Raw genomic sequence first — 12,970 nt, forward strand, 5'->3', positions numbered from 1 at the left:
GACGCTTTGCTGCGAAGCGATCGTTCGTGACAACTTCACGCACGAACCATCGACATGAGCAGATCCGTTTGCACAGCGATCAGGTGGGACCTGCGAGGAATTCCTTGGCCCGCGCCAACAATTCCTTGGTCGTCTTCTTGGCTGGGCGTCGATCCGCTATCTTCCCGGCAAGCCGCTCGACGATAAGGCGGTGCCCCATTCCAACCGCGATCTCCAGCAGCTCCTCCTGGTGCGGATGGATCACCGTGTAGTCCCTGTCGACTTCCGCACACCGTGACACGGCTTCATCGAACAGCCGCGCAAAGCGGCCCGTATCGTGCCGGGCGTTCAACAGCAACTGGAAGAAAGCCCACTCCACCATATGCTTGTCGTTTGGAAGCCCTTGCCCGGCCCAATCGAAGGCGATGGCCTGGCGCAGTAGCAATTCTGCCGTCTCGATCTCCGCTGCACGATTGAATGCGATGCCCGCGCGTACGAGGTAGTTCATTGCCTGGTTGGGCTTGGACTGATTCGCACGATGTTCGGCATTCGCCCGTTCGGCTGCAAGACAGAAAAGCAAGGCGGCCTCGGCGTGAAGCTGTCGGTCCTGCCGGCGATGCGCGCGGTCGCCAATATCGAATGCCGAGAAAGGCGCATCGGCTTTCTCTTTGATCAGTGCGCGCGTGGCGTCGTGGTCAAAAGTCGGCAGGTTCATTGCTGGATAAAAGCGAGATGAATTGTGCGATGACCGTGCAGGCCCGCTGGTGGTCAACTGTAGCCATGCAGGCTGGCGGCGAAAAGGGGCTGAACCGGAAGTGCAGATTTCTCTGCAGCCGCCCAGCATAAGCGCCTACGCCGAATCGGCGCTCAGGTCGCCTGAGCCTGCATCGTTGTTCAAGCTTGAAGCGGGCTCCACGCCTCAGAAAAGCTTTCGAGGCAAATCGGCTGCGCGTGAGGGTCTTCTTCTCTAAACAATCCGCGGCCAACGCCGAAATCCTGCACGGCATCCCGAAAGCCACCCGCAGCGCCTGACGCGATACCCCAAGCTCGGCGCTTGCAAACCGCAAGAGGGCTCTCGAGCAGCGTTGCGATGGCGCCCATTGCAGAGAGAAGCTCTCGCTGGCGCGTTTCAGAGGCAGAAGCTGCTAATGCGACCACCAATATGGAACCGAACTGAGGTACGCCTCTTTGTCGGACGTCAGGCGCCCGAAGTAGATGCAAGTAGAAGTCGGGCGCCTCATGTTCTTTCTCGCACACCGTCCATGATGGTGCCCATGCTTCCGTCCCAAGGAATCTCCAAGGATTCGACTCGAGGGCGTTGGAGGGCGAACCGTGCGTCCAACGTGCATGTGACTTCAAATCCCATCCCAGCTTTCCGAAGGCGAGCGATCGATGTTCTTTCCCCAAACCCGAGGCCTGGCTTGAACGGACTGTCGGCTTTCCACGGTCTGAGGAGGCAAATGACGCTAGCAACGGCTCGATCTTCACCCATACCTGCCATTGCCAAGGTAACAAGCCCGGCGCACCAAGCAGTACAAATACATCGTAGTTCTTGGCGTAAAACGGAATTGAGTTTGTCACGAGGAGAGGGGCATCATTCAACTGGACGGCCACGCAACCGATGCGTGTAGCGAGCTTGCCTGGGGAGCGAATGTCTGTTCCTGGCAGCCTGTAGTCTTAGTCGTCACCCAGGGCGCTGCGCAAGAACGCGAGCATTCTGGGCCATGAGTCCTGTCGTGCGCGCGCGGTCCCTTCAGGCGTCCCACCCATGTCCATTGCTTCGCCGGACACGGGATGCTTCGATTTAAGCATTGTTGTCGGACCGTTCGGCCAGGCAATGCTGTGTCCCGCATTCGCGTACGCCAAGTGCTCCACGCGATGGCGAAAGCCTTGTTGCTTGAATCGCCGCACGGCGAACTCCGTCAATTCGGTCGACGGCCAAAGCTTGTCGTCGATTCCTGTAATCATAAGCACGGGCCCGTTGATGTTTTCAACGCGGATGGAAGCTCCATTCGCGTATGCAGCATCTCTTAACGGAATGGAATACCAGTCGAAGCTGTCCTTTCTTGCGTCGCCGGCGGCCAGCGCCTTGTCCCATTGCTCATAGGTAAGTGTTCGGGCATAGGGAATCTCTTGGCCGTTCTGCGTCCACGCGCCGTAGCCGCTTTCGGGGTACGACGGCCACAGGATGCCGCTGGGCACATAGGCGACCACCGTCCGAATTTCCGGATAGGTCGCACCTAGAAGCAACGCAAGTTCTCCGCCTCGCGAAACACCTACGACGCCGATGCGGTTCGCGGCGACGCTAGTTTGATCCGACAGCCAATCCAGTGCCGTGCCGAAGTACTCGAGCGGGATGCGGTCGAGCGTTGTCGGCAAGCCTTCTGCGGCGAAATACGCCAAGGCAAGCGCCACATATCCGTGGGACGCCAACAGTGCCGCCATCTCCTGAGACCAGGCCAGCCCTCCGTTGGAACCGCCAACCACAAGCACAGCCTCGTGCGGTCCGGTTTGGGCGGGCTCAAACATCTTGCCGAAAAGCTTGCGCTCTCGCACTTCTCGCGACACGACGCCTGGACCAATGTAGACGCGCCGAATTGGATGTGAGATAGGCGATGCACCGCTCTCCATCTCCGCAACCAGTGTCGCGGTCAGAGGGTCCCTGCTCATGCCCTCGAAGCCCTTGGCAAGGGCTCCATAAACTGGCGCCCGAGACCAAAACAGCCCCATGGCGTCTATACCTTCGTATGACCCTGAAGTCGGAGAATGAGTGCTGAGGTCTACAACGCCGTTGGCGTCAGCCTTGAAGGTGGCGCTCGACAGCAGAACGACATCATTAAAGCTGCTCCAGAGCTTCAAGGTGACTACCACCCCCGGCTGAAGATCCAGAACGCGAATTGCAACGGTCTCATCGACGAGACAGGTTTGGGGCAACGTGTCGAACTTCATAGGCTAAGAAGGAGTGCCCTTGCGCGCTCGGCCACGCTTGAAACGTAAGAGTATTCCGATTGCCAACATGGCAAGTATTCCTCCCAAGATCAGTTGCCCAACGAGGGCAGCTAGGGCGGCCCCGGAGATGAGACCTAGCCCAACCGCGCCCTCAATGAAGTGGAGGACTGCATCTAGCTTTGCGCCCGGATAGAACTTGGCCATCTTTTCGGAGGGATCTTGTCAATACGCGGTTTTGGCCGACTTTTGGTTTGCCCTCGCCGAGGAACGCAGCAACCAAGCTTTAGCCTCTTCAAGAGCTTTGCCCGCGTCGATTCGGTCTTTGGGTTCTGCATTTCTTCTTCCCGCTCGAGATGGGCAGGGCCACTGTGGACGAGACCACGCGGGCCGAGGCCCGCCTATCCGCCAAAGTCAGTTCGTCGCAAAGCAGTACATCAGCCCATCACTGCCGCTCATTTTGAGTTGGTCGACGCTGCAGCCGCGCGTACCGTGCGAGGAGTTCCACGAGGCATTGGCCACTGGATCGGGATTGGTGCCCTTGTGGTCGTGATGACCCACGATGGCGGAGCCGCCGTCGCTTTTGGTCCAATTGCCGCAAGTGGTGTCCTTGCCGGGATCGGGCACGGCCAGGGTGCCGTCAGGGCGCGAGCCAGTGAGGATGTCGTGGCGGTTGACCGGGTCGCCGAAGCCAGAGACAACTTCGCCCTTCTCGGTCAGCGAGGTGTCCTTGCCCACCTTGGCGTTGGCGCTGTGCAGGTCAGCCACGCTGGTGGCGACGACGACTCCCTTGGCATTGGTCCACGGACCGGTGCCGATCCGGTCGCGCGCATTGACAGCCGGCTGCCCGTTCGCGGCAGCGGTGCTCAAATAGGCATGCCAAGTTTTGCTGCCCGCCCCGGCGCTCGTGGCCAGCGACTGGCAGAAGCGATCGGCTCCGGCCAGGCCTCCGAGGTCGCCGCCCTTGCCAGGGTTGGCGCTGGTGATGAAGAAGCTCATGGCGTTGCCGCCCGACGACCCCATGGCACCGCAACCGATGATCAGAGATGCGGCTGCGACGGCGGCGCCAGCGGAAAGAATGAAGCGACTTGGCATCGGAGTCTCCTGGCTGTATTGGAGCGGGGAGGCTACCGCACCATCGTGTCAGCGGCAACCCAAGCCCGCTACCCATGCGGCGACCGCAACTCAACATCATTGCGGGGCTGCTGCTTGCCCCAGTCATCGCGCGGCCGGACCGCGTTGCGCCGGGTTTACTTCGAACGCCCGTCGAAATGCTGTACCGGCACCGCCTCGAGGTCGATGCCCTCGAGGCAGCGAATGTTGATGGCCGCAATCTTGTTGCCCTTGGGATCGGTGCCTTCGCCGAAGGGATGGATGCCGCAGACCGGGCAGAAGCGATGCGAGATCACGTGCTTGTTGAACATGTAGTTGCTCATGTCCTCGGGTGGCGTCTTCAGCCTGAGCCGCTCGTGCGGCACGAACCACAACAACGACCCCTTGCGCTGGCACATCGAGCAGTTGCATGCCATTGCCCCCTGGATGTCGCCCTCGACTTCGAAAGCGATCCGACCACAGTGACAGCTGCCTTGGTAGTTCATCGGTCCTCCATAAGAAAAGTTGCGCGTGGACAATGATCGGTCGCGCATTCCGTGCTCGCCTCACCGGCGATTGCTCACACCCCTTCGATGATCCGCAGATCCCGTTCGGCACCGTCGCCCAGTGCAGCCAGCGCGGCTTGGTAGTCGGGGCTGTCGTGAACGGATCTTGCATGGTCGATGCTGTCGAATTCGACCAACACGGTGCGCTGGGCCAGTCCGAATTCGTAGACCTGGGCCGGCAGCCCCCGCGCTAGAAAGCGTCCGCCGCCGGCGGTGATTGCCGGGCCGGCCAGTTTTGCGTAGGCCGCAAGTTTGTCGGCGTCCTTGATGGCACGGTATGCACTGACCCAGTAGGCTTTTGCCATGGTGATTTCTCTCAGGTTGGGGAGCTGGCAATATAGCTTGCGATGGCTCCTCGCCGCCGCTCGCCGGCATGCAGGCACTCTCAGAAGGACTGTTCCGCAACCACCCGGCGCACTGTCTGCAATGCACTGCGCAGGCTGTCCAACCCGACGGAGCCGAGCGCCAGCCGCAGTGCATGCGGCACGTGCTGCGAGGCGGAAAAAGGCTCGGCCGTCGACACCGACACGCCATCGCGCATCAGCGCCGCCGAGATGCGGTCGGCGCGCGTTTCTTCCGGCAAGGGCAGCCAGACGAAGTACGACGCCGGGTGGCGCACGCAGCGCAGCCCGGCGAGTGCGTCGCCGGCAATGGCTTGCCTCGTCGCGGCGTCGTGCCGTTTCTCGGATTCGAGCCGGCCGACGGTGCCGTCCTCCAGCCACGCGCAGGCGATTGCGGTAGTCACGCCGGGGTTGCACCAGGTCGTGGCCCGGATCGACCGTTCGATCTTCGGCACCCAGGCTTCCGGGGCCACGACGAAGCCCACGCGCAGCCCGGTCGCCACGCTCTTGGACAAGCCCGAGACGTACACGGTCGTCTCCGGTGCCAGGGTTGCCAGCGGGGGAGGCGGGTCGTCGGCCAGAAAGGCGTAGGCCGCGTCTTCGATGACGAGCAGGCCGTGCCGCCGCGCGATGGCTGCCAGGCGGCGGCGCCGGCTCGCGCTCATCACCCAGCCGAGCGGGTTGTGCAAGGTCGGCATGGTGTAGACGGCGCGCACGCGGCGCTGCATGCACAGGCGCTCCAGTGCATCGAGGTCGGGTCCCTGGCCGGATGCAGGAATGGGTGCCAGCTCCAGCCGCTGCGCCTCGGCGAGCACCTTGAAGCCCGGGTAGGTGAGGGCATCGACCGCGACCACGTCGCCCGGCTGCAGCAGCGCCATGACCGTCACTGCCAACCCGTGCTGCGCGCCGTCGACGATCAGCACGCTCGACGGTTCGGCCGCCAGCCCGCGCGACTCGAGGTGCCGCGCAATGCAGGCGCGTTCGTGCATCCGGCCGCCATGGGGCGCATAGCGCAGCATCGCTTCCAGTTCGCCGCCGGCGGCAAGCTGGCGCAATGCGCCGCGCAGCAGTTCGGCCTGTCCGGGCAGCGAGGGGTAGTTGAAGTTCAGGTCCACCAGGCCCGCGGCCACGGCCTGCTGGTCGATGCCCAGTCCGCGAGGCCGCACGGTCTCGCGCACGAAAGTGCCGCGACCGACCTCGCCGCTGACCAGCCCCATGGCCTCGAGCTCCGCATAGACGCGCGATGCAGTGACCAGCGCCAGCCCGTGGCGTTCGGCCAGCCGCCGGTGCGTGGGCAGGCGGGTGCCGGGCTGCAGGCGCCCCGCGCGGATCTCGGCGGCGAGTTGATCGACCAGTTGCTTGTAGCGGGCTTCGGCCATCGCGGGATGTATCCATGACAATTTTTTGATTGTATTGATCGTCTCTCCTACGATGGATGAGCCCCTTCTTCTCAACGCACGAGCACCACGAACACCATGCACATCGCGATCCTCACCTTCGACGGTTTCAATGAACTTGATTCGCTCATCGCGCTGGGCGTCCTCAACCGGATCAAGAAGCCGGACTGGCGCGTGAGCCTGTGCTGCCCGACGGCTGAAGTCACGTCGATGAACGGCGTGACCGTTCGTGCGCAGTCCCTGCTCGAAGACGCGCGCCATGCGGATGCCGTTGTCGTCGGCAGCGGCATCCGGACGCGCGATGTCGTCGCCAGTCCCGAGTTGATGGGGCGCCTCGCACTCGATCCGGCGCGCCAGCTGATCGCGGCCCAGTGCTCGGGCACGTTGATCCTGGCAAAGCTGGGCCTCGTGGGCAGCGTGCCGGCATGCACCGACCTGACCACCAAGCCCTGGGTGCAGGAGGCGGGCGTGGAGGTGCTGAACCAGCCCTTTTATGCGCGCGGCAATGTCGCCACCGCGGGCGGCTGCCTTGCTTCTCCCTACCTGGCCGGCTGGATCATCGCCCGCACCGAGGGGCTCGAAGCCGCCACCGCGGCGCTCCACTACGTCGCACCCGTGGGCGAGAAGGACGCCTACGTTGCCAATGCGCTGAAGAACATCGCGCCGTACCTGCCGCTATGACACCCGGGCTCGGCTGAACGTGGACCTCAGTGGTCCACGGGCGCCTGCAGCACCGCGGTCGCGCCCGATCCGGCCGACGCGTCCGCCAGTATCCTGGCCGGCCCGCAGCGGCCGTAGGTGTCGTCGAAGCGCACGATGTCGTCCTCGCCCAGGTAGCCGCCGGTCTGCACCTCGATCACTTCGAGCACGGTCTTGCCCGGGTTCTCCAGCCGGTGGATCGCGCCCAGGGGCAGGTAGATCGATTCGTTCTCGTGCACCAGCGTGACTTCGCCGTTGCAGGTGGCCCGCGCCGTGCCCTGCACGACGATCCAGTGCTCGGCGCGGTGGTGGTGCATTTGCAGCGACAGCTTGCCGCCGGGCTTGACGGTCAGGCGCTTGACCTGGAAGCGCTCGCCCAGGTCGATGCTGTCGTACGCGCCCCAGGGCCGCACCACGCGGCGGTGCTGGGTGGCCTCGGCGCAGCCTTCCCGCACGAGCTTGCGCACGACGTCAGCCACCTGCTCGGCGCAGCCCGCGCCGGCCACCAGCACGGCGTCGGGGGTGTCCACGATGATCAGGTCTTCGGTGCCCAGCGCCACCACCGGCCGGTGCGGCGCGTGGATGAAGGTGTTGCGCGAATTCAGCGCGCTGGCCTTGCCGCTCAGGCGGTTGCCCGCATCGTCCGCCGGATGCAGGCTGGCAACCGCGTTCCAGCTGCCGACGTCGCTCCAGGCGCCTTCGAATTTCACGACCGCGATGTTCTTGTGCTTTTCGAGCACCGCGTAGTCGATGCTGTCGGCGCGGCAGCCCTCGAAGGCGACGGGCTCCAGCCGCAGGAAGCTGCCGTCGGCGGCCACCGCGGCGGTAGCCTGTTCGCAGGCCAGCAGGATGTCGGGCGCGTGCTCGCGCAGTGCCGCGATCAGCGTGCGCGCCTGCACGAGGAAGATGCCCGCGTTCCAGCTGTAGCCGCCATGCAGGATCAGTGTTTCGGCCACCGCCGCCGTCGGCTTTTCCACAAAGCGCGCCACGGCCTGGCTGCGCCCGTCGGCCGAGGGCTCGCCGGCCTCGATGTAGCCATAGGCGGTGCTCGGAAAACTCGGCACCACGCCGAAGGTGACGATCTTGCCGGCCAGTGCCGCCTTGACGCCGGTGCGCACGGTGCGGGCGAACAGCGCGGTGTCGGGAATGTGGTGGTCGGCCGGCGCGAACAGCAGCAGATCGCCGGGATCGGCCAGCAGCGCGGCCGAGGCCATGGCCGCGGCGGTGTTGCGCGCCACCGGCTCCAGGATCTGCCGGCCCGTGGCATTGGTGTTCTCCATCGTTTCCTTCACCAGGAAGCGATGGTCTTCCGACGTGATGCAGGTGATGTCGCGGTTCAGCGCCGACAGTCGTTCGAGCGTGAGGTGCAGCAGGCTCTTGCCGCCGACCAGCGGCGCGAACTGCTTGGGCAGCGCCTTGCGCGACAGCGGCCAGAGCCGCGTGCCGCTGCCGCCGCACAGAACCACGGGATGGATGAGAGGAGTTTTCATGATGGCCTGCCTGCGTTTCTTCTTGAGGGAGTGGGAAAGGGGAACTTCAGATCAGCCCGGAGTACGCCGCGTAGCTCACGGCCTGCGCACGCGAATGCACGTGCAGCTTCTTGTAGATGTTCTTGATGTGCGCGTTGACGGTCTGGCCCGAGATGCCGAGCTTGGTACCGATCTCGTCGGTGACGTGGCCGCGCGCCACGCAGCGCAGGATCTCGCACTCGCGGGCCGTCAGCGTCGCTTCGCGCGCGGGCGGCTCCACCGACGGCGGCATGTTGCCGGGCCGATGGATCAGCCGCGAGAGCAGCCGCCGCGCCAGCCGCGGCGTGATGGCCGCGCCACCGTTGACCACCTGCAGCACGGCCTGGGAAAAGCTCTGCAGCCAGGCGTCCTTCAGCAGGTAGCCGGTGGCGCCCAGTTCGAAGGCATGCAGCACGTGCGCCTCGTCCTCCATCGCGGAGATCACGATGACCTCTCCCGCGCGGTGGAGCTCGCGGGCCTCCTGGATCAGTTCGAAGCCGCTGCCGTCGCCCAGGCGCAGGTCGACCATCAGCACGTCGAACTCGTGCGTGACCAGCAGCCGGCGGCCGTCGCGCAGGCTGCCGGCCTGGCCTTCGAGCTGGATGCGCAGGTCCGACAGCAGTTCCTGCGCGATGACCCGGCGCATGAACTCGTCGTCGTCGACGAGCAGCACGCGCACCGGCGCGTTTTCCTGCCCCCTCAGGAAGCCGGGCCATAGCGGCGCGGCGGGCGCGCAGACACCCGGTGGATACCCCGAGTGGCCGGCGGCCTGCTCGCCAGGAGATGAGGATGCGTTTTCAGGCATGGCTGTGTCCCGGTTTGGAGTTGATGCTCGTGCTGGTGTTGTCCTGGAAGCGCGGCAGGCCCGAGGCATGGGCCGGTGCCGGGTCGTCGAAACCGTGCGGATTCGCGGCTTGCCAGCGCCAGCTGTCCGCGCACATCTGGTCGAGGTCGCGGCGCGCGCGCCAGCCGAAGGCCTGCCAGGCACCGCGCGCATCGGCCCAGTAGGCGGGTGCGTCCCCCGGTCTGCGCGGCCCGATGCGCAGCGCGATGCGGCGGCCGCTCGCGCGCTCGAAGGCCGACACCACCTCCAGCACCGATGCGCCGCGGCCGGTGCCGAGGTTGGCCATGAGAATGCCGGGCCGGCGGGCAGCGTGGCGCAGCGCCGCCACGTGGCCCTCGGCTACGTCCATCACGTGCACGTAGTCGCGCACGCCGGTGCCGTCGATGGTGTCGTAGTCGGCGCCATGCACCACCAGGCATTCGCGCTGGCCGGCCGCGACCTGAGTGATGTAGGGCATCAGGTTGTTGGGCGGCCCGTGCGGCCGCTCGCCGAGCAGTCCGCTTTCGTGTGCGCCGATGGGGTTGAAGTAGCGCAGGCAGGCGATGCCCCAGCGCGCATCGGCCCGTGCGAGGTCGGCCAGCAAGCTTTCCACCATTGCCTTGGTGCGGCCGTAGGGGTTCACCGCAGCGTACGGCGCGCTCTCCGCGATCGGCGAGGGCTGCGAGTCGCCGTACACCGTGGCCGACGAGGAAAACACCAGCGTGCGCACGCCGGCCCGGTCCATGGCCTGCACCAGCGCCAGCGTGCCGGCGAGGTTGACGTCGTAGTAGCTCACCGGGTCGACCACCGATTCGCCGACCGCCTTCAGGCCAGCGAGATGCACGACCGCCGAGACGTCATTCGCCGCGAACACCCGGTCGAGCGCCAGCGCGTCGCGCACGTCGCCGCACACGAGGACGGGCTCGACGCCCGTGATGCACGCCACCCGCTGCAGCGAGCGCGCGTCGCTGTTGACGAGCGTGTCGAGCACCACCGGCAGGTAGCCCGCCGCGATCAGCGCCACGCAGGTGTGGCTGCCGATGAATCCAGCGCCGCCGGTCACGAGAATTCTGGGTGCGCGCATGGTCGTGGTCCTGGTGTGCGGCGCGTTTCGTCAGCGCGCGATGCAGCGCTGCAGTTCCTCTTCGAGGCGCTGCAGGATGGTGTTGCGGTCCAGCTCTTCCTCCGCGAAGCGGCGGCCGGCCGAGCCCAGCAGATCGCGCGTCGCGGGCGACATGGAGAGCTGTTCGATGGCATCGGCCAGCGCGGCCGCGTCGCCCGGCTCGACCACCACGCCGCGGCCCCACACGGCCTCGCTGAGCGCGGTGCCGGCGTGCGCGGTGACGATCACGGCGCGGCCGCTCGCGAACATTCCGCCCAGCTTCGACGGCATGACGAGGTCCGCGGCATCGGCGCGCTGGGGCAGCACGTGGATGTCGGCCATGCCCAGCAGTTCGTTGAATCGCTCGGCCGGCTGCAGGTCGAGAAAATGCGTGTTGGCCAGCCGGACGCAGGCGTCCATCAGCGAAGCGCGGCTCGGTCCGTTGCCGCAGAACACGAAGTGGATGCCGTGCGAGCAGACCAGCAGGCGCGCCGCCTCGGCCAGCAGCTCGATGCCCTGCTTGCTGCCGAGGCTGCCCGCATAGAGCACCACCACCGCGTCGGCCGGAATGTTCAGCTCGGCCCTATAGCCCTGCGGCGGCACGCCTTCGGCCACCGCCGGCCGTGCGACAGGCTGGACGGCCTCCACGTCGACCCAGTTCGGAAACAGCACCAGCCGGGCCTCGTCCACGCCTTTTTCGAGGGCCTTGGTGCACATCGCTGAAGAGATGCTCGACACCCGGTCGAACCGCTGCATGAGCCAGCGCTCGGCCGCCAGCGCGAAGCGCCGCACCCGTTCGCCGCGCACCCAGCCGAGGCCGAATGCCGCGTCCACCTCGTAGTCCTGGATGTGCAGCCACGACCGGATGCCGAGCAGCTTCGCAAAGCACAAGGCGGCCGGTGTGCAGGAAATGGGCGGCTCCACGACGAACATCAGGTCGGGCTTCCAGCGCAGCTGCGCCAGCAGCAGCGGAATGCTCGACAGCGTGAAGGACAGCAGGTGCCCGATGCGCCCCAGCGCACGGGGCTTCGACGGTACCCAGGTGGGCGCGCGCCAGACCGTGACACCGTTCCAGCCGGTCTTGCGCCAGGTCCACGCCGAGTAGCCCTCGAACACCGACCATTGCGGAAAGAAGGGCGGCGACGCGATCACCCGCACCTCGTGCCCGCGGACGTGCAGCCACTCGGCCATCTCGCCCGAGTACTTGCCGATGCCGGCCAGCTCGGGCGCGAAGTTCATCGAGTAGAGGAGGATCTTCACGATGCCTGCCTCCGCGCCAGCAGGCGCAGCAGGGGGAAGAAGCCGAAATGCAGGCGCATGCGTGTTTCGTACAGCGCGAGGTCGGTCGCACAGGCGATGAAGAACACGTAGTGCGGCTTGCCCGGGAACATCGCCGCCACCGCGACGTAGGACGCCAGCCGCAGCGCAACCTCCAGCAGCGCCCACCGGCCGAGCGACCCCATCGAGGTCTTCAGCGAGAGCACCATCTCGTGATGGATCGTGTAGGTGCGCAGCAGGAAGTACGGCGCAATGCACAGGAAGATGGAGCGCGCCTCGTTGCCCAGCTTGAGCAGCGGAGCGGCCACCGAGATGAGGGCGGCCAGCCCGACGAAGAGCCCGCAGCCCAGCAGGAAGGAATACTTGGCGAGGCGCAGCTTTTCCGCGGAGAAATCGTGCGCATCCGTCTCCAGCATCGCGGGTGTCTTCGTGATGAGAAAAGCCTGCACGAACTGCGACGGTGCCTCGGCCAGCAGGAAGGCGATCTTGAAGGCCCCCACGTAGCCGAGCGGCATGAAGTACGCCACGATGAGCAGGTCCGACTTGCGCAGCAGGAACATGAGCAGCGAGTACACCGTTGCGCCGGCCTGCGACGCCAGCCCGAGCGCAGCCCGCCCGGCCGGTGGCGCCGCGCCGTTGCCCGGCAGGCCGATGGCCACGCACACCACCACCACGGCGAACAGGTTGATGAGCAGCAGGTGCGCCACGCCCAGCTCGAAGCGCACCGCCACGCAGAGGCTCACGCCGGCGACCAGGATGGTCGAGCGGATGCCGGTCTCCAGGTTGAGCAGACCCGCATGGCCGAGGCCGCGGCTGAACGAGAGGCGCAGGCTGTTGAACGCGAAGACCGCCAGCGTGGCAATCACGAGCAGGAAGGGCGCGTCCCCCACCGGCATGTGCTGCACCGTGAGGATCACGGTCGCCAGCACCGCGGCCAGCGGCAGCCCGATGGCCAGCGTACGCACCACGTCGCCGCGCGTGACGCCCGGCGGCACGGTGGCCGCATTGCGCGAGAACAGCAGCGAGCTGCCCAGCGTGCCCACCACCAGCGCCACTTCCATGACCGACTGGTAGATGGAGTACTCGCCGAAGCGCGCCGGGGAAATGCTCGCCGCCATCAGGAAGATGGCCAGGAAACCCGACAGGTACACATACAGCCGCGAGGCCAGCGCGCCCACGCCCGAAAGCCAGGCCATGCGGGCGCCGGGTAGTGCGAGTTGCGGGCTGAAGTGCTTCATG

12 protein-coding genes are annotated in these 12,970 nt (G+C 65.9%); 1 reads left to right on the forward strand and 11 read right to left on the reverse strand.

The genetic code is table 11. From position 1 onward, the window contains the following. Nucleotides 1-79: 79 nt before the first annotated feature. The 6 genes from ASD05_RS21500 to ASD05_RS21525 all read right to left on the reverse strand — a co-directional run bounded on the left by ASD05_RS21500 (nucleotide 80) and on the right by ASD05_RS21525 (nucleotide 6,303). The gene (locus ASD05_RS21500) at nucleotides 80-694 is read right to left on the reverse strand and encodes a hypothetical protein (protein ID WP_056596901.1); all 615 of its coding nucleotides are present in this window, start codon (nucleotides 692-694) and stop codon (nucleotides 80-82) included. A gap of 962 nt (nucleotides 695-1,656) precedes the next feature. After that, complete coding sequence (locus tag ASD05_RS21505) at nucleotides 1,657-2,928, reverse strand: acyl-CoA thioester hydrolase/BAAT C-terminal domain-containing protein (protein WP_056596905.1); 1,272 nt, start codon at nucleotides 2,926-2,928, stop codon at nucleotides 1,657-1,659. 411 nt (nucleotides 2,929-3,339) lie between these two features. Continuing rightward, the gene (locus ASD05_RS21510) at nucleotides 3,340-4,020 is read right to left on the reverse strand and encodes a hypothetical protein (RefSeq protein ID WP_056596908.1); all 681 of its coding nucleotides are present in this window, start codon (nucleotides 4,018-4,020) and stop codon (nucleotides 3,340-3,342) included. Between the two features lie 155 nt (nucleotides 4,021-4,175). Next, the gene (locus tag ASD05_RS21515; RefSeq protein WP_056596911.1) at nucleotides 4,176-4,523 is read right to left on the reverse strand and encodes a GFA family protein; all 348 of its coding nucleotides are present in this window, start codon (nucleotides 4,521-4,523) and stop codon (nucleotides 4,176-4,178) included. A gap of 74 nt (nucleotides 4,524-4,597) precedes the next feature. Then, the gene (locus tag ASD05_RS21520; protein WP_056596913.1) at nucleotides 4,598-4,888 is read right to left on the reverse strand and encodes a DUF1330 domain-containing protein; all 291 of its coding nucleotides are present in this window, start codon (nucleotides 4,886-4,888) and stop codon (nucleotides 4,598-4,600) included. Nucleotides 4,889-4,968: 80 nt separating this feature from the next. Next, nucleotides 4,969-6,303, reverse strand: coding sequence for a PLP-dependent aminotransferase family protein (locus tag ASD05_RS21525; RefSeq protein ID WP_056596917.1), 1,335 nt, complete (start codon nucleotides 6,301-6,303; stop codon nucleotides 4,969-4,971). A 96-nt stretch (nucleotides 6,304-6,399) separates the two neighbouring features. Here ASD05_RS21525 and ASD05_RS21530 point away from each other — a divergent pair, with 96 nt between their 5' ends. Further along, the gene (locus ASD05_RS21530) at nucleotides 6,400-7,002 is read left to right on the forward strand and encodes a DJ-1/PfpI family protein (RefSeq protein ID WP_056596921.1); all 603 of its coding nucleotides are present in this window, start codon (nucleotides 6,400-6,402) and stop codon (nucleotides 7,000-7,002) included. 26 nt (nucleotides 7,003-7,028) lie between these two features. Here ASD05_RS21530 and ASD05_RS21535 read toward each other — a convergent pair whose 3' ends face one another. From ASD05_RS21535 to ASD05_RS21555, 5 genes are read right to left on the reverse strand one after another with little or no spacing between them, the layout of a single operon-like run. Continuing rightward, a complete protein-coding gene (locus ASD05_RS21535) occupies nucleotides 7,029-8,510 on the reverse strand; it encodes a mannose-1-phosphate guanylyltransferase/mannose-6-phosphate isomerase (protein WP_056596929.1) in 1,482 nt (493 codons plus the stop codon). A gap of 46 nt (nucleotides 8,511-8,556) precedes the next feature. Continuing rightward, entirely contained in the window at nucleotides 8,557-9,333 is a 777-nt protein-coding gene (locus ASD05_RS21540; RefSeq protein WP_056596931.1) for a LuxR C-terminal-related transcriptional regulator, read from the reverse strand. After that, entirely contained in the window at nucleotides 9,326-10,435 is a 1,110-nt protein-coding gene (galE, locus tag ASD05_RS21545; RefSeq protein ID WP_056596934.1) for a UDP-glucose 4-epimerase GalE, read from the reverse strand. The genes ASD05_RS21540 and galE overlap by 8 nt, the downstream gene beginning before the upstream one ends. A 30-nt stretch (nucleotides 10,436-10,465) precedes the next feature. After that, nucleotides 10,466-11,713, reverse strand: a complete 1,248-nt coding sequence (locus tag ASD05_RS21550) for a glycosyltransferase WbuB (RefSeq protein WP_056596936.1) — start codon at nucleotides 11,711-11,713, stop codon at nucleotides 10,466-10,468. Continuing rightward, entirely contained in the window at nucleotides 11,710-12,969 is a 1,260-nt protein-coding gene (locus ASD05_RS21555; protein ID WP_056596938.1) for a polysaccharide biosynthesis protein, read from the reverse strand. The genes ASD05_RS21550 and ASD05_RS21555 overlap by 4 nt, the downstream gene beginning before the upstream one ends. Nucleotide 12,970: the final 1 nt, after the last annotated feature.

Source organism: Variovorax sp. Root434 (genome assembly GCF_001426595.1).
Classification (GTDB): domain Bacteria; phylum Pseudomonadota; class Gammaproteobacteria; order Burkholderiales; family Burkholderiaceae_C; genus Variovorax.

Excerpts from the sequence above, each read along its gene's own strand:
- ASD05_RS21520 (WP_056596913.1), bottom strand. The coding sequence starts at position 4,888 with ATGGCAAAAGCCTACTGGGTCAGTGCATACCGTGCCATCAAGGACGCC.
- ASD05_RS21510 (WP_056596908.1), bottom strand. The coding sequence starts at position 4,020 with ATGCCAAGTCGCTTCATTCTTTCCGCTGGCGCCGCCGTCGCAGCCGCA.
- ASD05_RS21535 (WP_056596929.1), bottom strand. The coding sequence starts at position 8,510 with ATGAAAACTCCTCTCATCCATCCCGTGGTTCTGTGCGGCGGCAGCGGC.
- ASD05_RS21555 (WP_056596938.1), bottom strand. The coding sequence starts at position 12,969 with ATGAAGCACTTCAGCCCGCAACTCGCACTACCCGGCGCCCGCATGGCC.
- ASD05_RS21505 (WP_056596905.1), bottom strand. The coding sequence starts at position 2,928 with ATGAAGTTCGACACGTTGCCCCAAACCTGTCTCGTCGATGAGACCGTT.
- galE (WP_056596934.1), bottom strand. The coding sequence starts at position 10,435 with ATGCGCGCACCCAGAATTCTCGTGACCGGCGGCGCTGGATTCATCGGC.
- ASD05_RS21500 (WP_056596901.1), bottom strand. The coding sequence starts at position 694 with ATGAACCTGCCGACTTTTGACCACGACGCCACGCGCGCACTGATCAAA.
- ASD05_RS21540 (WP_056596931.1), bottom strand. The coding sequence starts at position 9,333 with ATGCCTGAAAACGCATCCTCATCTCCTGGCGAGCAGGCCGCCGGCCAC.
- ASD05_RS21525 (WP_056596917.1), bottom strand. The coding sequence starts at position 6,303 with ATGGCCGAAGCCCGCTACAAGCAACTGGTCGATCAACTCGCCGCCGAG.
- ASD05_RS21530 (WP_056596921.1), top strand. The coding sequence starts at position 6,400 with ATGCACATCGCGATCCTCACCTTCGACGGTTTCAATGAACTTGATTCG.
- ASD05_RS21515 (WP_056596911.1), bottom strand. The coding sequence starts at position 4,523 with ATGAACTACCAAGGCAGCTGTCACTGTGGTCGGATCGCTTTCGAAGTC.